Annotated in this window: 17 protein-coding genes and 1 tRNA gene; 8 read left to right on the top strand and 10 right to left on the bottom strand. The window is 71.1% G+C overall.

Going from position 1 to position 19,552, the window contains the following annotated elements; genetic code table 11:
* Window positions 1–21: 21 nt before the first annotated feature.
* The 6 genes from pknB to ABT381_RS02645 all read right to left on the bottom strand — a co-directional run bounded on the left by pknB (window position 22) and on the right by ABT381_RS02645 (window position 8,055).
* Window positions 22–2,004, bottom strand: a complete 1,983-nt coding sequence (gene pknB / locus ABT381_RS02670) for a Stk1 family PASTA domain-containing Ser/Thr kinase (RefSeq protein WP_351586828.1) — start codon at window positions 2,002–2,004, stop codon at window positions 22–24.
* 145 nt (window positions 2,005–2,149) lie between these two features.
* Complete coding sequence (locus ABT381_RS02665) at window positions 2,150–3,616, bottom strand: peptidoglycan D,D-transpeptidase FtsI family protein (protein WP_351586826.1); 1,467 nt, start codon at window positions 3,614–3,616, stop codon at window positions 2,150–2,152.
* Window positions 3,613–5,010 carry an FtsW/RodA/SpoVE family cell cycle protein gene (locus tag ABT381_RS02660; protein ID WP_351586824.1) on the bottom strand — a complete coding sequence of 466 codons (1,398 nt, stop codon included), beginning with the start codon at window positions 5,008–5,010 and terminating at the stop codon, window positions 3,613–3,615. The genes ABT381_RS02665 and ABT381_RS02660 overlap by 4 nt, the downstream gene beginning before the upstream one ends.
* Before the next feature lie 23 nt (window positions 5,011–5,033).
* Window positions 5,034–6,566, bottom strand: a complete 1,533-nt coding sequence (locus tag ABT381_RS02655; RefSeq protein ID WP_351586822.1) for a PP2C family protein-serine/threonine phosphatase — start codon at window positions 6,564–6,566, stop codon at window positions 5,034–5,036.
* Window positions 6,567–6,695: 129 nt separating this feature from the next.
* The gene (locus ABT381_RS02650) at window positions 6,696–7,232 is read right to left on the bottom strand and encodes an FHA domain-containing protein FhaB/FipA (protein WP_351586820.1); all 537 of its coding nucleotides are present in this window, start codon (window positions 7,230–7,232) and stop codon (window positions 6,696–6,698) included.
* Between the two features lie 10 nt (window positions 7,233–7,242).
* Window positions 7,243–8,055 (bottom strand): FHA domain-containing protein, encoded by an 813-nt coding sequence (locus ABT381_RS02645; RefSeq protein WP_351586818.1) that lies wholly within the window; start codon window positions 8,053–8,055, stop codon window positions 7,243–7,245.
* Window positions 8,056–8,553: 498 nt separating this feature from the next.
* Here ABT381_RS02645 and ABT381_RS02640 point away from each other — a divergent pair.
* Window positions 8,554–8,637 (top strand) — tRNA-Leu (locus ABT381_RS02640).
* A 112-nt stretch (window positions 8,638–8,749) separates the two neighbouring features.
* Here the strand turns inward: ABT381_RS02640 and ABT381_RS02635 are convergent.
* Entirely contained in the window at window positions 8,750–9,400 is a 651-nt protein-coding gene (locus tag ABT381_RS02635; RefSeq protein ID WP_351586816.1) for an FMN-dependent NADH-azoreductase, read from the bottom strand.
* 153 nt (window positions 9,401–9,553) lie between these two features.
* Between ABT381_RS02635 and ABT381_RS02630 the strand changes: the two genes are divergently transcribed.
* Window positions 9,554–9,916 (top strand): winged helix-turn-helix transcriptional regulator, encoded by a 363-nt coding sequence (locus ABT381_RS02630; RefSeq protein WP_351586814.1) that lies wholly within the window; start codon window positions 9,554–9,556, stop codon window positions 9,914–9,916.
* A gap of 31 nt (window positions 9,917–9,947) precedes the next feature.
* On the opposite strand, the gene ABT381_RS02625 is transcribed toward ABT381_RS02630, so the two are convergent.
* The gene (locus tag ABT381_RS02625; RefSeq protein ID WP_351586812.1) at window positions 9,948–10,382 is read right to left on the bottom strand and encodes a MarR family winged helix-turn-helix transcriptional regulator; all 435 of its coding nucleotides are present in this window, start codon (window positions 10,380–10,382) and stop codon (window positions 9,948–9,950) included.
* Window positions 10,383–10,521: 139 nt separating this feature from the next.
* On the opposite strand from ABT381_RS02625, the gene ABT381_RS02620 reads away from it, so the two are divergent.
* The 3 genes from ABT381_RS02620 to ABT381_RS02610 all read left to right on the top strand — a co-directional run bounded on the left by ABT381_RS02620 (window position 10,522) and on the right by ABT381_RS02610 (window position 13,295).
* Window positions 10,522–11,991: a DUF2252 domain-containing protein gene (locus ABT381_RS02620; protein WP_351586810.1), complete on the top strand. Its 1,470-nt coding sequence runs from the start codon at window positions 10,522–10,524 to the stop codon at window positions 11,989–11,991.
* 21 nt (window positions 11,992–12,012) lie between these two features.
* Window positions 12,013–12,885 (top strand): hypothetical protein, encoded by an 873-nt coding sequence (locus ABT381_RS02615; protein ID WP_351586808.1) that lies wholly within the window; start codon window positions 12,013–12,015, stop codon window positions 12,883–12,885.
* A gap of 65 nt (window positions 12,886–12,950) precedes the next feature.
* Complete coding sequence (locus tag ABT381_RS02610; protein WP_351586806.1) at window positions 12,951–13,295, top strand: rhodanese-like domain-containing protein; 345 nt, start codon at window positions 12,951–12,953, stop codon at window positions 13,293–13,295.
* Window positions 13,296–13,381: 86 nt separating this feature from the next.
* Here the strand turns inward: ABT381_RS02610 and ABT381_RS02605 are convergent, their stop codons facing one another.
* Window positions 13,382–14,515 carry an acyl-CoA dehydrogenase family protein gene (locus tag ABT381_RS02605; RefSeq protein WP_351586804.1) on the bottom strand — a complete coding sequence of 378 codons (1,134 nt, stop codon included), beginning with the start codon at window positions 14,513–14,515 and terminating at the stop codon, window positions 13,382–13,384.
* 231 nt (window positions 14,516–14,746) lie between these two features.
* Between ABT381_RS02605 and ABT381_RS02600 the strand changes: the two genes are divergently transcribed.
* From ABT381_RS02600 to ABT381_RS02590, 3 genes are all read left to right on the top strand, one after another.
* A complete protein-coding gene (locus ABT381_RS02600; protein WP_351586802.1) occupies window positions 14,747–15,436 on the top strand; it encodes a DUF5819 family protein in 690 nt (229 codons plus the stop codon).
* 161 nt (window positions 15,437–15,597) lie between these two features.
* On the top strand, window positions 15,598–16,881 hold the full coding sequence (locus ABT381_RS02595) for an HTTM domain-containing protein (RefSeq protein ID WP_351586919.1): 1,284 nt from the start codon (window positions 15,598–15,600) through the stop codon (window positions 16,879–16,881).
* 68 nt (window positions 16,882–16,949) lie between these two features.
* Entirely contained in the window at window positions 16,950–17,621 is a 672-nt protein-coding gene (locus ABT381_RS02590) for a TrmH family RNA methyltransferase (protein WP_351586917.1), read from the top strand.
* Between the two features lie 43 nt (window positions 17,622–17,664).
* Here the strand turns inward: ABT381_RS02590 and paaN are convergent, their stop codons facing one another.
* Complete coding sequence (gene paaN / locus ABT381_RS02585) at window positions 17,665–19,362, bottom strand: phenylacetic acid degradation protein PaaN (RefSeq protein WP_351586800.1); 1,698 nt, start codon at window positions 19,360–19,362, stop codon at window positions 17,665–17,667.
* Window positions 19,363–19,552 lie beyond the last annotated feature (190 nt).

Below are 19,552 nucleotides of genomic sequence, written 5' to 3'. Positions count from 1 at the left end.
CGTGTGCCGGCTGCCGCTGGATCAGTGCTTGTTGCGGCCCCAGCCGCCGACGCCGCCGAAGAAGCCGCCGTCGTCCCCGCCGCTGTTCCCGTTGTTGCCGGGCATCGTCGTGAGGTTGACGGGCGTGTTCTTGGCGACCTCCGTGCCGGCCACCGGGTCGGAGACCACGACGGTCGCGTCGTCGTCCTGCGGCCCGGTGATGTTGCCGACCGCGAGGCCCAGGTCGGTCAGGGACTTCTTGGCGTCCTTGAGCTTCTGGTTGGCCAGGTCGGGGACCTGGACCTTCTCGGCCGCCTTGGCGACGGTCAGGGTGATCGTGGCGCCGTTCTCGGCCTGGCTGCCGCCGGCCGGGTCCTGCGACAGCACGGTGTCGGCCGGCTGGTCCGACTCCTGGTCGGTGCGGGTCACCTTGAAGCCCAGGTCGGTGAGCTGCTTCTGCGCCTGGTCGAAGGGCTTGTTGGTGACGTCGGGCACCGAGGTCTTCGGCTTCGCGGCCGCGACGGTCAGGGTGATCGTCGAGTCCTTGGCGGCCTCGCCCTGCCCCGCCGGGTCCTGCTTGATGACGTGACCGGGGGTCTGGTCGGACTCCTCCGTCGTCTGCTGGATGTCCGTGAAGCCCTTGTTCTCCAGGATCGACTTGGCCTTGTCGAAGGTGTAACCGAGCACGTCCGGCACGGTGACCTTGGCCGGCCCGGTGCACATCGTGACCGTGACCGTGTCGCCCTTCCCGATGGTCGCCGGGGGCTTCGGGTTCTGCTTGGTGACCTGCCCCTTCTTGGCGTTGTCGCAGGTCTTGCTGCCGCCCCTGACGACCTCGAAGTCGCCGTTGCGGCCCGCTTCCTTCGCCTCCGAGAGGGTCTTGCCGACCAGGCTGGGCACATCGAAGTCCCCATTGGTCTTGTTGCCGCTGAACATCGCCTTGCCGATGAAGATCGCGCCGATCAGTACCAGGACCGCCGCCAGGATCAGCAGGATCGTGGAGGTGCGGTTCTTCTTCTGGCCGCGGCGCCGGTCCGGGCGCTCGTCGTAGCCGTAAGCGCCGTCATCCGGGTTGACCGGCGGCAGCATGGACGTGGCGCCCGCCGGGTCCTGCGGCCGCAGCATCGCCGTGGGCTGGTCCTGGTCGTAGCCGACGGCGCCGAGCCCCGCGGTGGCCGCGACCGGCTGCCCGTCCAGCGCCGCCTCGATGTCGGCGCGCATCTCGTCCGCCGACTGATAGCGGTAGTCCGGGTCCTTGACCAGCGCCTTCAGCACGATCGCGTCCATCTCGGGCGTGATCTCGGCATCGAAGTTGCTGGGCTTCTGCGGCTCCTCCCGTACGTGCTGGTAGGCGACCGCGACCGGTGAGTCACCGATGAACGGCGGCCGCACGGTCAGCAGCTCGTACAGCAGGCAGCCGGTGGAGTACAGGTCGGAGCGGGCGTCGACGGTCTCGCCCTTGGCCTGCTCCGGGGAGAGGTACTGCGCGGTACCGATCACCGCGGCGGTCTGCGTCATGGTCATCCCGGCGTCACCCATCGCGCGGGCGATGCCGAAGTCCATGACCTTGACCTGGCCGTTGCGGGTCAGCATGACGTTCGCGGGCTTGATGTCGCGGTGGACGATGCCGGCCCGGTGCGAGTACTCCAGCGCCTGGAGCACGCCGATGGTCATCTCCAGGGACCGCTCGGGCAGCAGCTTGCGACCGGAGTGCAGCAGCTCACGCAGCGTGGAGCCGTCGACGTACTCCATCACGATGTACGGGATCGAGACGCCATCGACGTAGTCCTCGCCGGTGTCGTAGACCGCGACGATGGACGGATGGTTCAGCGAGGCGGCCGACTGGGCCTCCCGGCGGAACCGGGCCTGGAACGACGGATCGCGGGCGAGGTCCACGCGCAGCGTCTTCACAGCGACGGTGCGCCCCAGACGGGTGTCATGGGCGAGGTAGACCTCGGCCATGCCGCCGCGGCCGAGCACCGAGCCCAGCTCGTACCGGCCGCCGAGGCGACGCGGCTCTTCCATAGCTACTCCAGCCCTCTCCGTCGATCCCGACCGCACCTGTGTGTGGTCCGGCGGTGTGCTGTTCGGGCATACCGTACCCGGCACGCCTGACGCGGCCCGGCCGCGGCCGCCACCTGATATGCGACCGGTATGGGCGTGACCGCAGTCACTTGTTGCCGTCGAGTACCGCCTCCATGACCCGCTTGGCGATGGGAGCGGCCAGCTTGCCGCCGGCGATGTCGCCGCGCAGCGTGTCGCCGCCCTCGATGACCACGGCGACGGCCACCGGGGTGCCCTTGTCGGTCTTGGCGTAGGAGATGAACCAGGCGTACGGGTTGTCCTTGTTGTTCTCGCCGTGCTGGGCCGTGCCGGTCTTGCCGCCGACCGTGACGCCCGGGATCTGCGCCGTGGTGCCGGTACCGGTCTTCACGACCGTCTCCATCATCTCCTGCAGCTTCTGCGCGTTCTCCGGCTTCAGGGGCTCGCTGAGCTTCTCCGGCTGCTGCTGCTGGATGACGTTGAGGTTCGGCGCGACCAGCTTGTCGACCATGTACGGCTTCATCAGCGTGCCGCCGTTGGCGACGGCCGAGGCGACCATGGCCATCTGCAGCGGCGTGGCGCGGTTGGACGCCTGGCCGATGCCGGCCATGGCGTTCTGCGGCCGGTTGTCCTTGGGGTAGATGCTGGCGTCCGCGCGGACCGGCGTGAAGTGTTCCTTGTTGAAGCCGAACTTGTCGGCTTCCTCGATCATCTTCTTGTTGCCGAGGTCGGCGCTGATCTTGCCGAAGACGCTGTTGCAGGACACGCGCAGCGCCTCACGGAGGCTGGCGTCCTTGCAGGGGATGTTGCCTTCGTTGTTCAGCGGCTGGTGCGCGGTGTCCGGCAGGTAATAGGGCAGCGGCGAGTCCGTCTTCGCGTCGATGTCCGTGTAGAGGCCGTTCTCCAGCGCCGCGGCCGCGGTGACCACCTTGAAGGTGGAGCCGGGCGGGTAGGTCTGGCGCAGCGCACGGTTCAGCATCGGGTCGTCGGGGTTGTTCGCCTTCAGCAGCCCGTTGTACGACTTGGCGTCCTTGTCGCTCATCCCGGAGAAGCTGGACGGGTCGTAGGACGGGGTGGAGGCCAGCGCCAGGATCGCGCCGGTCTCCGGGTTGACGGCCGCGACCGCGCCCTTCTGCTTGCCGAGCCCGTCGAAGGCGGCCTTCTGGGCCTTGGCGTCCAGGGTCGTGACGACGTCACCGCCCTGCTGCTTCTCGCCGGTGAACATGTCCACCGTGCGGCTGAAGAAGAGCTTGTCGTCGGTGCCCGTGAGGATCGGGTCGTACAGCTTCTCCAGCTGGTTCGCGTCGAACGCCTGCGAGGCGTACCCGGTGACCGGCGCCCACATGGGGCCGTCCTTGTAGGTCCGCTTGTACTTGAAGTCGCCGCTGTCCGTGGTGGTCGAGCCCGTCACCGGCTTGTCGCCGACGATGATGTTGCCGCGCGGGATGCTGTACCGCTCGATGGCCACCCGGCGGTTGTGGGAATCGTTCTTGAGTTCGTCGGCCTGGACGAACTGCACCCAGTTGACGCGGACGAGCAGGGCGAGGACGAGCAGGCCGCAGAAGATCGCGACCCGGCGCAGGGGCTTGTTCACGGTCGGACCACCTGGGTCATCTCGGCGTCGGTGGAGGGAGCGGGGGCCGGGGCCGGGCGGCGCGCGGTGTCGCTGATCCGGAGCAGGATGGCGACCAGCGCCCAGTTGGCGATGACGGAGGAACCGCCCTGTGCCAGGAACGGCATCGTCATACCGGTCAGCGGGATCAGCCCGGTCACACCGCCGGCGACGACGAAGACCTGCAGCGCGAAGGCGCCGGACAGGCCGACGGCCAGCAGCTTGCCGAACGGGTCGCGGGCGGCCAGCGCCGTACGGATGCCGCGCTCGATCAGCAGGCCGTACAGCAGCATGATCGCCATCAGACCGGCCAGGCCCAGCTCCTCGCCGACAGTGGCGAGGATGTAGTCGCTCTTCGGCGCGATACCGCCGATGAGGCGCGAGTAACCCTGCCCGAGGCCCGACCCGAGGATGCCGCCGGAGCCGAAGGAGTACATCGCCTGCGCGGTCTCGGTGACGCCGCCGTTCAGCAGTTCCAGGGGGTTGAGCCAGTTGTGCACACGGGTCTGCACGTGGTGCTCGAAGGTGGCCACCGCGACCGCGCCGGCGCCGCTGAGCAGCAGGCCGAAGACGATCCAGCTGGTCCGCTCCGTCGCGACGTACAGCATGATCACGAAGAGGCCGAAGAACAGCAGCGACGTACCGAGGTCGGTCTCGAAGACCAGGATCATCAGGCTCAGCGCCCAGATGACCAGGATCGGGCCGAGGTCACGGCCGCGCGGCAGGTACAGGCCCATGAAGCGGCGGCTGGCCAGCGCCAGCGCGTCCCGCTTCACCATCAGGTACCCGGCGAAGAAGATCGCGATGATGATCTTCGCGAACTCGCCCGGCTGCAGCGAGCCCACGCCCGGGATGGTGATCCAGATGCGGGCACCGAAGCGGGCCGGGAAGAACACCGGCAGGATCAGCAGGACCAGCGCCGCCACCATCGAGATGTAGGTGTAGCGCTGCAGGACGCGGTGGTCCTTGAGGAAGATCAGTACGCCCAGGAACAGCGCCACGCCGAGCGTGGACCACATCAGCTGTCCCGGCGCCATCGCCCCGCCCAGCTGCGGCGTGGTGATCTGCGGCTCCTGGTCCAGGCGCCAGATGAACACCAGGCCCAGCCCGTTCAGCAGCGTGGAGATCGGCAGCATCAGCGGGTCCGCGTACGGGGCCCACTTCCGCACGACCAGGTGCGCGACGCCTGCCAGCAGGCCGAGGCCCAGGGCGTAGCCGAGCACGCCGGCGGGAACCGTGTCCTCCTTGGCGAGCCCGACGTTGATGTAGGCGAACACCGGGATGATCACGGCGAAGACGAGCAGCGCCAGTTCAGTGTTCCGGCGGCTCGGGGCTCCGATCGTCCCGATGGTGGTGGTGTTACTGGTACTGCTCATGAGATCAACGGCCCCCTACGCCCTCACTGCTGGGTGCTGCAATTCTTTTCCAGCCGCTGCTGCTCCGCTGAGGGGGAGTTGCTGGTGGACGGCGTGGGAGTGGGGCTCGCGCTGCTCGTCGCGCTGCCCGGTCCGGCCGTGGAGCTCGGCGTGGCGGTCGCGCCCGGCTTCGTACCGGCGGTGCCGCCGGCCTGGCGTTCGCTCTTCTTGCGGGCCGCCTCGCGCTCCGCGGCCTCCCGCTGCTGCAGGGACTTGCACGCGCCGGCCTGCTGGCCGAGCTCGCCGACCTTGGCCAGAGCCTGGTTCCGGCTGTCGACCGCGATCGTCTCCTCGACCTGCTTGCGCTGGTAGGCGGGCAGGTACTTGAGTTCGATCTCGGGGTGGTCCTGGTCGATCTTGTTCATGGAGAACCACGCCAGGTCCTGGCTGATGCCCTGGTACAGGGCCACATGCCCGCTCTTGGCACCCACGAAGTACTGGGACTGCGTCCAGCGGTACCCCGCGTACAGTCCGCCGCCGACCACGGCCAGGCACAGCGCGACGATCAGCGTCGGCTTGAGCCACCGGCCGCGGCGCCGCGGCTGCGCGTAGTCCTCGTCGACGAACGCGCCGTACGCGCCCTGCGGCGGCACCGTCTCCGCGCCGCCGCTCCCGGGCGGGCCGAAGCCGCCGGCCGGCTGCGGGGGCACGTCGCCGCGCCCGCCGCGGCCCAGCTCGGCCGCGCGGCCCGCCGGGGTCTGCATGGCGCCGTCGTCGTACTGGTGCTGGTTCTCCGCGACCGCGCCGACGATCACCGGGGTGTCGTTGAGCTGCCCGGCGAGGGTGTCGGTGTCGTCGACGTTCAGTACGTCGGCCACGATGCAGGTGATGTTGTCCGGGCCGCCGCCGCGCAGCGCGAGCTGGATCAGCTCCTGCACGGTCTCGTGCGGGCCCTGGTAACTGGCGAGGGTGTCCTCCATCGTCTGGTGGCTCACCACCCCCGACAGCCCGTCCGAGCAGATGAGGTACCGGTCCCCGGCTCGCACTTCTCTGATGGAGAGGTCGGGCTCGACGTGGTCACCGCTGCCCAGCGCGCGCATCAGCAGCGACCGCTGCGGGTGCGTGGTGGCCTCTTCCTCGGTGATGCGGCCCTCGTCGACCAGCCGCTGCACCCAGGTGTGGTCCTGCGTGATCTGCGTCAGCACGCCGTCGCGCAGCAGGTAGGCGCGCGAGTCGCCGACGTGCACGAGGCCGAGCCGCTGCCCGGTCCACAGCAGGGCGGTCAGGGTCGTGCCCATGCCCTCCAGCTGCGGGTCCTCCTCGACCATGACGCGCAGCTGGTCGTTGGCGCGCTGCACGGCCGTGCCGAGCGAGGTGAGGATGTCCGAGCCGGGCACGTCGTCGTCGAGCTGGACGAGTGTGGAGATGACCTCGGAGGAGGCGACCTCGCCGGCGGCCTGGCCGCCCATGCCGTCGGCGATGGCGAGCAGGCGGGGGCCGGCGTATCCGGAGTCCTCGTTGCCTTCCCGGATCATGCCCTTGTGGGATCCCGCGGCGAAACGCAGTGACAGACTCATGCGCACCTCGCCCGTCGGCTCGGGGTACAGCCGGTCTCGCGCCACACTGCCCACCCTCCGGTCGGGAGCGCGCACGGGCCGGCCGAGAGGACCGCCGCGGCTCGCTCGCTCCGCTCGCTCATTGTCGTACTACTTCCGCAGCTCGATGACGGTCTTGCCGATGCGGATCGGGGCTCCCAGCGGGATCGGCGTCGGAGTCGTCAGCCGGGTCCGCTCGAGGTAGGTGCCGTTCGTGGACCCGAGGTCCTCGACGATCCACTGGCCGTCACGGTCCGGGTAGATCCTGGCATGCCGGCTGGAGGCGTAATCGTCGTCCAGCACGATCGTGGAGTCGTGTGCCCGGCCGAGACTGATGGTCTGGCCCTGCAGGGCGACCGTCGTGCCCGTCAGGGTCCCTTCGGAGACCACCAGTTTGGTGGGAGCGCCGCGGCGCTGGCGGTTGTTGCCGCCGCGTCCGCTCTCCTGGCGACGCTGCGCCTGCGGCGGTGCCGCCGTCTGCCGCTGTGCGCCTCGCTGCTGCTCCTGGCCCCCGCGACGGGCGGCGCCGCGCTGCGTGACGCGCGTGCCGAACAGATCGCTGCGGATGACCTGTACGGCCACGATGACGAACAGCCACAGTACGGCGAGGAAACCCAACCGCATGACCGTGAGGGTCAGCTCTGACATTGCCCCCGCTTCACCCTTCGGCTTGCCGGTAAACGATGGTGGTGCTGCCCACGACGATCCGCGAGCCGTCGCGGAGCGTAGCGCGGGTGGTGTGCTGCCCGTCCACCACGATGCCGTTCGTCGACCCGAGATCCTGGATCGAGGAAGGCGATCCGGCCCGGATCTCGCAGTGCCGCCGCGAGACCCCCGGATCGTCGATGCGCACATCGGCGTCGGTGCTGCGGCCGAGAACCAGCGTCGGACGCGAGATCTGATGGCGGGTGCCGTTGATCTCGATCCAGCGCCGGGTCTGGGCCTGCGGCTGCGGGCCCGCTGTGGGGCGCGCGGCCGGCGGAGCACCGGGCGGCGGGGACGAGGGCATGGGGGGCGGGCCCACGTGTCCGCCGCCGGGCCGGCCGGCCCGGGCCGCGCCTGCACCCTGGGGTGCGGCGCCTCCCTGCTGGGACGTGCTGGCGGCGAGGGTACGACTGCGCACGCGGTACAGGCCGGTGTCCAGGTCCTCGGCCTTCTCCAGGTGGACCTTGATGGCACCCATGAACGTGTAGCGCTGCTGCTTGGCGTAGTCCCGCACCATGCTGGACAGCTCGTCGCCGAGCTGCCCGCTGTAGGGGCTGAGGCGCTCGTAGTCCGGAGCGCTCAGTTCCACGATGAAGTCGTTCGGGACGACGGTCCGGTCGCGGTTCCAGATCGTGGCGTTGTTGTCGCACTCACGCTGGAGCGCGCCCGCGATCTCCACGGGCTGCACCTCGGACTTGAACACCTTGGCGAAGGTGCCGTTGACGAGGCCCTCGAGACGCTGCTCGAAGCGTTTAAGTACTCCCACGGGGCACCTCCTTCCTCAGTCTTCTTCAGGGTCGTCCCTGTACTGCTTACTGATCGTATCCACGCGTCGGGAAAACAGCTGGTTCCCCTTTCCCGCCCAGAGGACGAGTGTCGCCTCTCACAAGGTTGCCCACGCTCGCCGTCCGATGCTGACTGCGATCGTAGATGCGGCCGCACGACAGTGTCCCGCAACTGCCGACCTCCTCGGGCGGGCGGGGCCGTTGAGGGGGCACGCGGTGCACGGATGGACCTTTGCGGCGGGCGCCGTACTGACGCGACGGGGAGGATTGGATGTCCGCGGCGGGGCCGGGCGGGTGACGGCCCGGAGGGCGGCACGGCTGACGGGTCCATGACCTGCCGGGGCGGTGGCCTGCGGAGAACGGGTGTGAAGGCACCCCTCGCAGCGTGCTAATGTTTTCCATGTCGAAAGGCGCTCCCGCCGAAGACCCGGACCGAAGGGCCCGGATCCCCGGTGAGAGAATCGAACGACAACACCCATGCGCGGGTGGCGGAATAGGCAGACGCGCTGGATTCAGGTTCCAGTGCCCGAAAGGGCGTGGGGGTTCAACTCCCCCCTCGCGCACAGAGGACCCCCGGTCCCGGAGAGATCCGGACCGGGGGTTTTTCGTTGTCCGAAACCGCGGCGGCGGGTGTGAGGCGTACCTCACACCCGCCGCCGTAAGGTGCGGTCCTGCTCAGGCGGTCACGCGCTCCGCCAGCTCCTTCGCCTTGGTGGCCGCCTCCTGCTGGGCCTTCTCGCGGGACGCCTCGAAGAGCGGGATCAGCTCGGCCATCGCCGGGTTGGACGGCGCCATCGTCAGCTCGGGCACGATGAAGTCCACCTCGAAGCCGAACGCCCCGTTGAGCACGGACTCCAGGTAGTTCTGCACGTACTCGAAGTCCTCGCGCGGGGTGCCCGGCGCGTAGCTGCCGCCGCGGCTGGCGACGACGACCGCGGGGGTGCCCTTGGCGGACGGCTCCGCGCCGGCCGTGCGGCCCATGATGATCGCCTGGTCCAGCCACGCCTTCAGGGTCGAGGGGATCGTGAAGTTGTACATCGGCGCGGCGATCACGATCGCGTCCGCCTGCTCGATCTCCTCGGCGAGCTTCGTGCGCAGCGCGTAGGCGGCCTGCTGCTCCGGGGTGTGCGTGGCGGGGTCGCTGAAGCCGGCCGAGGCGGCGACGCCGTCGAGGTGCGGCAGCGGCTCGGCCGCGAGGTCGCGGTGGATGACCGTGCCGCCGGGGTGCTGCTCCTCCCAGGTCGTGCGGAAGGCGGCGGTCACGGCACGGGAGGCGGAGACGCCCTCGGGCGAGACGGACGAATCGATGAGCAGCAGCGTGGCCATGGTGAGCTCCTGGTCCTGTTAAGGGTGCGCAGGTAGGGGCGGGGCCGGTGGCCGGCGTCCCTGCCTCGGCAGGTGGAAAACCGTATGTACCTATGGATACCACAGTCGCTTACTTTTTTGCAGCTCCCTACGGGAAAGCAGTACTCTGGTGCCATGGCGGATCACGGCGGAGAGGCATGCAGGCAGGTCGACAGCGGCATGACGCGCGTTTTCGGCCTGCTCGGGAAGCGCTGGACCGGGCTGATCGTGGCGACGCTGCTGTCGGGTCCGGTGCACTTCGCCGACCTGCGGCGGGCGATCCCGGGCATCAGCGAGCGGATGCTCTCCGACCGGCTCATGGAGCTGGGCTCGGCGGGCCTGGTGGTCCGCGAGGTCGACGCGGGCCCGCCGCTGCGCGTGGCGTACCGGCTCTCCCGGGCCGGACTCGCGCTGGAGCCGGCGCTCAAGGAGCTCGCGCGCTGGGCGGAGACGTATCTGGCGGACGGGGGGCAGTGCCCGGAGCGGTTCCGGGACTGAGGCTGAGCCGCTTCCTTGTGAGCCGCTGGGGTCAGCCGAGCTGCTGCTGTGCTTCGTTGTAGCGCAGCAGGTACGAGGCGAAGCGCTCCAGGTCCGCGTCGTCCCAGTCGGCGAGCCGCTCGGTGAACGCCTGGCGGCGCTGCGCGCCGGCGCTGGCGAGCACCTGCGCGCCGAGCTCGGTGGGGTGCAGTACCTGTACGCGGTGGTCGTCCGGATCGACGCGGCGCTCGACGAATCCCAGCCTCTCCAGCGCGGAGATCTGCCGGCTGACCGTGGATTTGTCCAGCAGGTAGTGTGCGGCGAGATCGGTGGCGCGGCAGCCCTTCTGGTCCTCCAGATGGGCGAGCAGGGTGTACGAGACGAGCGAGAGCTCGGGGTGCATCCGGGCCGCGGTGGCGCGGGCGCGACGCGCGAACGCCGTCAGCTCCTGCTGGATGATTCCGACGGAGTTGTCTCGCTGAGTCACGGTCTTTGCCTTTCTCCTGGTCGTTGCATAGTACAACCTAAGTGTGGCGCTTTCCGCAGGGAGGGCGGGGGTGAGTGGGATGGTGGTCACCCGCCTCGGTCCCTCCAGAGGCACCGGCCCGACCGAAGGGAACCCTCTGATGGACACAGTGCGGCTTCCGTATGTCAGCGGTTTTGCGCGGCGTGGCGACGACGGGCCGGGGCCGAAGGCCGCCGGCAAGGCGCTGCGCGAGACGGTTCCGCGGTCCGCGCACAGCGAGCTGGCCCTCGGGGCAGGCCGCCCCGGCGCCGTGGAGGCGGTGGAGGAGTCCAACGCCGGCCGGCTGGCGGAGCTCGTCCCGATACGGGTCGGCCGGATGGCGGCCTCGCCGTTCGCCTTCCTGCGCGGCTCGGCCGGACTGATGGCGTACGACCTGATGACCACGCCCGTCACCGGCATCGCGGCCCAGATCTGCGGTGACGCGCACGCCGCGAACTTCGGCCTGTACGCCGACGCCCGCGGCCGGCTCGTCATCGACCTGAACGACTTCGACGAGACGCTGCGGGGGCCGTGGGAGTGGGACCTCAAACGGCTCGCGGCCTCGCTCGTCCTGGCGGGCCGCGAGGCGGGCGCCGGCGAGGACACCTGCCGGGACGCGGCGCGGGACGCGGCGGGCGCGTACCGCCGCACGATGCGGCTGCTCGCCGGGATGCCCGCGGTGGACGCGTGGAACGCCATCGTGGACGAGGACCTGGTCTCGCACGCCGACGCGCGGGACCTGGTGGGCACGCTGGAGCGCGTGATGGCCAAGGCGCGCAAGAACACCAGCGCGCGCTTCGCCGCGAAGTCGACCGAGGCGGTACCGGACGACGGTGCCGGCGGCACAGCGCCGAGCGGCGGGCGTGCCGGGGCCCGGCGGCGGTTCGTCGACGCGCCGCCCGTACTGCGGCGGGTGCCGGACGCGGAGGCCGCCGCGGTGGTGTCGGCGCTCGCCGGGTACCTGCGGACGCTGCCCGACGACCGTCTGCCGCTGCTGTCCCGGTACGCGGTGCACGACGTGGCCTTCCGCGTCGTCGGGACGGGCAGCGTGGGCCTGCGCTCGTACGTCGTCCTGCTGCTGGATCACCGGGGCGAGCCGCTGGTGCTGCAGGTGAAGGAGGCACGCGCCTCCGCGCTCGCGCCGTACGTGCAGAAGGCCGGGTTCGAGGTGCTGCCCGTGGAGCACGAGGCGCGCCGGGTGGTGCTGGGCCAGAAGCGGATGCAGGTCGTGAGCGACATGCTGCTGGGGTGGACGACGGTGTGCGGCGCGGAGGCCGCGGCGGACGGGCGCCGCGAGGGGCTGCCCGTCCAGGTGCGGCAGTTCCGTAACCGCAAGGGCAGCGTGGACCCGGCGGCGCTGCCGGCGGACCAGCTGGACGACTACGCGCGGATGACCGGTGCGCTGCTGGCCAGGGCCCATGCGCACAGTGCCGACCCGCGGCTGGTCGCCGGGTACTGCGGCAAGAACGAGGAGCTGGACGAGGCGCTCGCTTCGTTCGCGGTGGCGTACGCGGACCGTACGGAGGCCGATCACGAGGAGCTGGTCGCGGCGGTGCGCAACGGGCGGCTGGCCGCAGAGTCGGGAGTGTGAGCCGGGCCGTAGGGTGGCCGCGTGACGAACTCGCAAGCGCAGAACGGGCAGGACGGCCAGGAAGCCGCAGGAGGCGCGGGCCCGGAGGAACCGGCCGCCGGCGGCTCCGAAGGGCGGGCAGCGGGCGGCACCGCCCGGCTGGCGCAGGCCGTGCGGGCGGCCGAGCAGGCACTGATCGAGTTCGAGATCGCGGTGGAGACCTTCCGGGTGGAGGTGGAGAACTTCTCGCGCCTGCACCACCAGCGGCTCGGGCCGATGTACTCGCGGCTGGACGAGCTGGACGCGCAGATCGCGGAGGCCGTCGCGGCACGGTCGGGCGATCCGGAGGACGCGCGCAGGGCGCAGGAGCTCCGCGCGGCCGTGCTGCCGATGCCGGGTGTGGAGGAGCTGTTCCACGGCTGGATGGGCTCCGAGGGGCTGTGGCCCGAGGCGCAGGCCATGCTCACGGACCAGCCGGTGCGCCCGCCGCAGAAGGTGCGGCCGAGCGAGGAGGCCCGCAAGGTGTTCCGGGACCTGGTGCGCAAGGCGCATCCGGATCTGGCGCGGGACGAGGCGGAGCGGGAGCGCCGGGACGCGTTCATCTCGCGGGTCAACGCCGCCTACGCGGTCGGTGACGAGGCGGCGCTGCGGGAGCTGGCGGCGGAGTGGGAGGCCGGTCCGGTGCCGCAGGAGCGGCAGCTGAGCGAGAGCGAGGAGCTCTACGCGCGGCTGGAGTGGCTGGCCACGCGCAAGGAGATGCTGACGGCGGTCGCCGCGGAGCTGGAGGAGAGCGCGATCGGCCAAATGCTCAAGATGGCGCCGGAGGACCCGGACGCGCTGCTGGCGCAGATCGCCGAGAAGCTGCTGGCCGACGTGGCGGAGCGCGAGGAGCGGCTGGCCCAGCTGGTGGGGTAGCGGGCTGCTGGCGAAGCTGCGGCGCGGGCGGCGTGCGGGGAGTCCGGTCGGGTAGCGTCGGGGCCATGCATTTTGGTTCTGTGCCCACGGTCGGTGTCGATGCGCTCACGCCGGCGGATTTCCTGCTGGACGTGCGTGAGGACGACGAGTGGGAGGCCGGGCACGCCGAGGGCGCCCTGCACATCCCGATGAGTGATTTCGTCGCGCGCTACGGCGAGCTGACGGAGAAGGCGCCCGAGAGCGGCAAGGTGTACGTGCTGTGCCGGGTCGGCGGCCGCTCTGCGCAGGTCACCCAGTACCTGGTCCAGCAGGGCCTCGACGCGGTGAATGTCGAGGGCGGCATGCAGGCGTGGGAGGCCACCGGGCGTCCCGTGGTCACCGATCAGGGCGCGCCGGGCGCGGTCATCTGACCCTCGGCCGAAGGTCTTTCGCACGGCGGCGCTCTGTTTCACGTGAAACGTGAAGCGGGGCGCCGCCGCGTTGTGGCAGCGCCCGCTCACCCCAGCGGATGAGCCGCCAACAGCTCCCCCAGCGCCTCCTCGTGGGCCGGGGCCGGGCCGAGCGCGAGTTCCAGTTGCTTGGCCCAGGCGTGGTAGCGGTGCAGCGGGTAGTCGGTGTCGGCGCCGAAGCCGCCGTGGAGGTGCTGCGCGGTCTGTACGACGCGTCGTACGCCCTCCGCGGCCCAGATCTTGGCCACGGCGACGTCCCCGGCCGGGGGCAGGGCGCCGGGTGCGCCGGTGCCGATGCGCCAGGCGGCCTGCCACAGGGTGGCTTCCATGGCCCGCAGGTCGATGTACCGGTCGGCGGCCTGCACGGCGACGGCCTGGAACGTGGCGACCGGGTGCCCGAACTGTTCGCGGGTGCCGGTGTATTCGGCGGTCATGGCGAGCACGCGCTCGCCGAGCCCGAGGGCCTGGGCGCAGGTGCCGACGGTGAGGAGCTGCCGCAGCCGTTCCCAGGCGGCGGGGTCGGTGATCATCTCGCGGGCGGTGAGCCGTACGGCGTCCAGACGGACCTCGGCGTACCGCTCTCCGTTGGTGGAGAGCTGCTCGGCGAGGGTGACGCCGGGGTGGCCGCGGGGGACGAGGGCGAGGACGGCGCTGCCGTCGCGGGTGTGCGCGGGGAGGAGGAGGCGGTCCGCGCTGTACGCCCAGGGCACGGCGCTGTGGGTGCCGTCCAGGGTCCAGTGCGCGTCCTCCTCGTGTGCCTCGACGGCCAGTTCGGCCGGTTCGTGCCCGGTGCGTCCGGCGGTGGCGACGGTGACGATCAGCTCGCCGCGGCCGATGCGGGGCAGCGTCTCCGCGCGCAGGCCGGGGTCGGCGTAGGTCTGCAGGGTGAGTGCGGCGGCGCCGGCCTCCAGCAGCGGTACGCGGGCGAGGACCTTGGCGGCTTCGCGCAGGACGAGACAGAGCGCGACGGGGTCGAGTCCAGCGCCGCCGTACGCGGGCTCGATCACCAGGCTGAGCAGGTCGGCGTCGGCCAGCGTGCGCCACAGGCCGCGGTCGATGTCGTCGGCGACGGCTCCGCTGGTGAGGGCGGGTGACGGGACGGCGTCGGGGGCGACCCGGGAGAAGACGGCCCCGGCCGCCTCGGCGGCCGCCTGCTGTTCCTCTGTGAAGGTGAAGTCCACTGGCTGTCCTTCCGCACGCACCGTTGGGGGCCTGCAAGGTAGAACAGGTTGCAGGAATTGGGAATGGCGGCGGACGGCCGAGGTGCGGCGAGGGCGGTCCAGCGGGTGCGGGCGGCGGTCGGGAAGGTGGCGAGGCTGTGCACAACTGGAGGATCGCTGTCGCCGCGCACGTGGCCTGGGTACGGTTCCGTGGCGGGATGGAGCCGCACAGGACCGGGGAACGGGGCAGGAATGCAGTCATACGCGGAGGAAACGCGACCACCACAGGCGCCACCCGGCACCGCGCTCTCCCTGCCCTCGCGGATCGTGGTGGCGACCGCGGCGGGCGGCATCGCGGTCGCCGCCCTGGTCCACCTCGCGATGATGTTCCTGCATGTCGCCCCGTCCAACACGGTCACCAAGGCGCACGGCGCCGCGGTCAGCGACTACGTCTATCCGGAGTACGAGCAGAACTGGAAGCTGTTCGCGCCCAATCCGCTGCAGCAGAACATCTCCGTACAAGTACGGGCGGAGATACGCCCCGGGGACGGCGGCAGTGCCCGTACGACCGGGTGGACCGACCTGACCGCGCTCGACGGCCGGGCCATCCACCACAACCTCTTCCCCAGCCACACGCAGCAGAACGAACTGCGCCGCGGCTGGGAGTCGTTCGTCGGCTCGCACGACGCGCAGAACCGCCCGAACGGCACCCGCGGTGAGCTGACCGAACGCTATCTGCGGCGGATCGCGATGGGCCGCCTCGGCGCGGTGTGGACGGCGCACGGCGGCACGGTCGACCGGATGGAGTTCCGCTCGGTGACGACTCCTGTCGGGACGCCGCCGTGGAGCGGCGAGAAGATCAGCGACAAGCCCGTGTACCGGGTGCTGCCCTGGTGGCCGGTCACCGTCGACGACGTGCCCGAGGGGGCGAGCAACAAGTGACCACGCACCCCACGGAGCACCGGAGTTCGACGGAGCCGACGCACGCGACGGACACCGGCGGCTCCGGCGTACAGGACGCCGAAGCGCAGGACTACGTCGTGCGGGACACCTGGATAGAGCGCGTGATCGGCCGCGGCTTCGCCCGCGTCACGGCCGGTCCGATGGCTCCGTACCAGACCGCCGTGATCCGCATCGGCTTCGCCGCGACCTGGCTGTTCTTCCTGCTGCGCGAGTGGCCGAACCGCCACGAGCTGTACGGTCCGGACGGCGTCTGGAGCCTGGACATGGCCCGTCGGCTTCTCGGGAGCAACGGCGCGTTCTCCGTCCTGGTCTGGTCCGACGGCCGCGGCTGGTTCGAGCTCGTGTACGCGCTGGCCATCGTCTCCAGCGCGCTGCTGATGCTCGGCTGGCGCACCCGCACCATGTCCGTGCTGTTCATGATCGGCGTGCTGTCGCTGCAGAACCGCAGCGTCTTCCTCGGGGACGGTGGCGACAACGTCATCCACCTGATGTCGATGTACCTGGTCCTGACCCGCTGCGGGCAGGTCTGGTCGCTGGACGCCCGGCGCGCGCGGAGGGCGGCGGCGGCCGGCGCCGACGGGGCGCCGGGCCGGGACGTGACCGGCGTACTCCTGTGGTCCGTCCTCGGATTGGTCCTCGCCCTCGCCCAGCTGCTCGGGCTGTACGGGCTGGAGTGGACGGCCAACGGGCCGTTCCCGCACGTGGGCTGGGGCCTGGCGCTGTGGGCGCTGTGGCTGGCGCACGGCGCGTGGTGGTGGGCGCGGCGCTACGCGCCGGGAGAGCCGCGTACGGTCCTCAACACCCTCGCCGACCTCGCGCACAACGGCGCGCTGCTGGTCATCATGGTCGAGGTCTGCCTGATCTATGCCACGGCCGGCTGGTACAAGATCCAGGGCAACCGCTGGCAGGACGGCACCGCCGTCTTCTACCCGATGCACCTGGACTACTTCTCGCCGTGGCCCGAGCTGTCGGGGCTGCTCGCGGGCAGCGGGCTGCTGATCATGCTGGCCACCTACGGCACGGTGATCGTGCAGGTCGCCTTCCCCTTCACGGTCTTCAACCGGCGCGTGAAGAACGTCCTGCTGGTGGCGATGATCATGGAGCACCTGTCCATCGCCGTGCTGCTCGGGCTGCCGTTCTTCTCGCTCGCGATGGTGACGGCGGACGCGGTCTTCCTGCCGACGAACTTCCTGCGGTGGCTCGGTGGCCGGGTGGCGGCGGTACGCGACCGGCTGCTCCCGGGCGGCGCGGCGCGGCCCGCGTCCGGCGGAGCTGCCGGAGCGGCGGCGGACGCGGAGAAGTCGGCCGGCAGGCCGGGGGACGCGGAGAAGTCGGCCGACGGGCCGGGGGACGAGGGGAAACCGGCAGGTGGGCCGGGGGCTCGTACGCGGGAGTCCGGCGGTGGCCATACGCTCGTGGGGTGAGCAGCGAGAAAACCGCCCCCGGCAGCGGTACGGACACCACCGGCCGCCGCACCACCGGCCCGGCGACGATCCTCCCCGACGAGTCCGCACGGCCGGCCGAGCCCGTCCAGTACGACGAGGGCTTCGCGACCGTGGTCGGCGTGGGGCCGCACCCGGAGCCCTGGCCGCAGGACGAGCGGTACGACCCCGAGCTGCTCGCGCACGGTGACCGGCGCAACGTCGTCGACCACTACCGCTACTGGACGCGCGAGGCGATCGTCGCCGACCTGGACACCCGCCGCCACGACTTCCACGTGGCCGTGGAGAACTGGGGCCACGACTTCAACATCGGCTCGGTCGTCCGCACGGCCAACGCCTTCCTGGCCAAGGAGATCCACATCGTCGGCCGGCGGCGCTGGAACCGGCGCGGCGCGATGGTGACCGACCGCTACCAGCACGTGCGCCATCACCCCGGCACCGAGGACCTCACCGCCTGGGCGGCCGCCGAGGAGCTGCCGATCATCGGGATCGACAACCTCCCCGGCGCCGTCCCGCTGGAGACCACGGAACTGCCGCGGCGGTGCGTGCTGCTCTTCGGCCAGGAGGGGCCGGGGCTGACCGAGGAGGCCCGGGCGCACGCCTCGATGGTCTGCTCGATCGCGCAGTTCGGCTCGACCCGCTCGATCAACGCGGGGGCGGCCGCCGCCATCGCCATGCACGCCTGGATCGGCCGCCACGCCCACATCGAGCCGCCCGCCTAGAACGGGCCTTACCGACCAGCCTCGGGTGTGGCCCAGGGCCTGATCACGCCTGGCGACGCACCTCCACCGTCCGGAACCGGTTGGCCACGAACGCCGCGTCGCACAGCGCCGCGTTCGCCGCGGGATTGCCGCCGGAGCCGTGGAAGTCGGAGAACGCCGCGGTCTGGTTGACGTACACCCCGCCCGTGAGGTTCAGCGAGAGCTGGGCGCACTCCTCCAGGCAGGCGTCCTCGACCAGGCGCTCCACCTCCGGCGAGGTGGTGTACGCGCCGACGGTCATCGCGCCCTTGTCGCGCAGCGTGCGGCGCAGCAGCTCCACCGCCTCCGGTGCGGAGTCCACGGCGACGGCGAAGGAGACCGGCCCGAAGCGCTCCGACAGGAAGGGCGGCTCCGCGTCCGCCCCCTCCCACCGCTTCCGCTCGCCGTCGGCCTTGACCATCACGGGCGTACGGACCGTGGCGCCGGGGAAGTCGGGGTGGGTCACCTCGCGGGAGGCCAGCGCGACCTCGCCGAGCTCGGGAGCCGCCGTTATACGCCCGGCCACCTGCGGGTTCACGATCGCGCCCAGCAGGGCGTTGGCCCGGGCGTCGTCGCCGAGCAGGCCCTGGACGGCGCCCGCGAGGTCGGCGACCACCTCGTCGTACGTCTTCGGGCCGGCGTCCGTGCTGATGCCGTCCCGGGGGATGAGGAGGTTCTGCGGGGTGGTGCACATCTGGCCGCTGTAGAGGGACAGCGAGAACGCCAGGTTGCCCAGCATGCCCTTGTAGTCGTCCGTCGAGTCGATGACGACGGTGTTGACGCCGGCCTTTTCGGTGTACACCTGCGCCTGGCGGGCGTTCTCCTCCAGCCAGTCGCCGAACGCGGTGGAGCCCGTGTAGTCGATGATGCGCACCTCGGGGCGGAGCGCGAGGATCTTGGCGAGGCCCTCGTCGGGGCGGTCCACGGCGAGCGCGACCAGATTCGGGTCGAAGCCGGCCTCGGTGAGCACCTCGCGCGCGACGCGGACGGTGAGGGCGAGCGGCAGGACGGCCCGCGGGTGCGGCTTGACCAGCACGGGATTGCCGGTGGCCAGGGAGGCGAAGAGGCCCGGATAGCCGTTCCACGTGGGGAAGGTGTTGCAGCCGATCATCAGGGCGACGCCGCGCGGGACGGCCTGGAAGGTCTTGCTGAGCTCCAGCGGGTCGCGCTTGCCCTGCGGCTTGGACCAGGGGGCCTCGCCGGGCGTGCGGGTCTGCTCCGCGTAGGCGTACGCCACCGCCTCCAGGCCGCGGTCCTGGGCGTGCGGCCCGCCGGCCTGGAACGCCATCATGAACGCCTGCCCGCTGGTGTGCATCACCGCGTGCGCGAACTCGTGGGTGCGGGCGTTGATCCGGGAGAGGATCTCCAGGCAGACCGCGGCGCGGGCCTCGGGCCCCGCGTCCCGCCAGGCGGGGATCGCCGCGCGCATGACCGGCAGCAAGACATCGGGGTCCGGGTGCGGATAGGTGATGCCCAGCTCGATGCCGTACGGCGAGATCTCCTCGCCGGTCCAGCCGTCGGTGCCGGGCTGGTCCAGCTCGAAGCGGGTGCCGCGGAGGGCCTCGAAGGCGGCCTTGCCCTCGGGCGCGGCGTCCTCGCCGTACGCCTTGGGGTGCTCCGCGTGCGGGGACCAGTACGCACGGCTGCGGATGGTCTCCAGCGCCTGGTCGAGCGTGGAGAGGTGCTTCTCGATCAACTGCGTGGTGGTCGGGTCGGCGGCCATCGGGGACCAACTCCTCGTCGATCAGGGCTGGGAGCGGACGGGCATCGGAGCTAGAGTAACCGAACGATCGGTCGGGGCAAGGGGGCCCCGGAAAGCCTGTGGAAAACTCCGTCGGAGCGCCGGTCGTCACGGCGGGACGCGTGGGGCGGGAGCCCGCTCCGCGTCCGCCGGCGCCGGTCCCGTCCCGCTC

The organism is Streptomyces sp. NPDC000151, from assembly GCF_040301705.1.
GTDB lineage: Bacteria > Actinomycetota > Actinomycetes > Streptomycetales > Streptomycetaceae > Streptomyces.
This window is presented reverse-complemented; position numbering and strand designations above follow the sequence as displayed.

What these genes read in the sequence shown, in the direction of transcription:
- pknB (WP_351586828.1), bottom strand. Translation starts at nt 2,004, where the DNA reads ATGGAAGAGCCGCGTCGCCTCGGCGGCCGGTACGAGCTGGGCTCGGTG.
- ABT381_RS02660 (WP_351586824.1), bottom strand. Translation starts at nt 5,010, where the DNA reads ATGAGCAGTACCAGTAACACCACCACCATCGGGACGATCGGAGCCCCG.
- ABT381_RS02655 (WP_351586822.1), bottom strand. Translation starts at nt 6,566, where the DNA reads ATGAGTCTGTCACTGCGTTTCGCCGCGGGATCCCACAAGGGCATGATC.
- ABT381_RS02650 (WP_351586820.1), bottom strand. Translation starts at nt 7,232, where the DNA reads ATGTCAGAGCTGACCCTCACGGTCATGCGGTTGGGTTTCCTCGCCGTA.
- ABT381_RS02635 (WP_351586816.1), bottom strand. Translation starts at nt 9,400, where the DNA reads ATGGCCACGCTGCTGCTCATCGATTCGTCCGTCTCGCCCGAGGGCGTC.
- ABT381_RS02630 (WP_351586814.1), top strand. Translation starts at nt 9,554, where the DNA reads ATGGCGGATCACGGCGGAGAGGCATGCAGGCAGGTCGACAGCGGCATG.
- ABT381_RS02620 (WP_351586810.1), top strand. Translation starts at nt 10,522, where the DNA reads ATGGACACAGTGCGGCTTCCGTATGTCAGCGGTTTTGCGCGGCGTGGC.
- ABT381_RS02610 (WP_351586806.1), top strand. Translation starts at nt 12,951, where the DNA reads ATGCATTTTGGTTCTGTGCCCACGGTCGGTGTCGATGCGCTCACGCCG.
- ABT381_RS02600 (WP_351586802.1), top strand. Translation starts at nt 14,747, where the DNA reads ATGCAGTCATACGCGGAGGAAACGCGACCACCACAGGCGCCACCCGGC.
- ABT381_RS02595 (WP_351586919.1), top strand. Translation starts at nt 15,598, where the DNA reads ATGGCTCCGTACCAGACCGCCGTGATCCGCATCGGCTTCGCCGCGACC.
- paaN (WP_351586800.1), bottom strand. Translation starts at nt 19,362, where the DNA reads ATGGCCGCCGACCCGACCACCACGCAGTTGATCGAGAAGCACCTCTCC.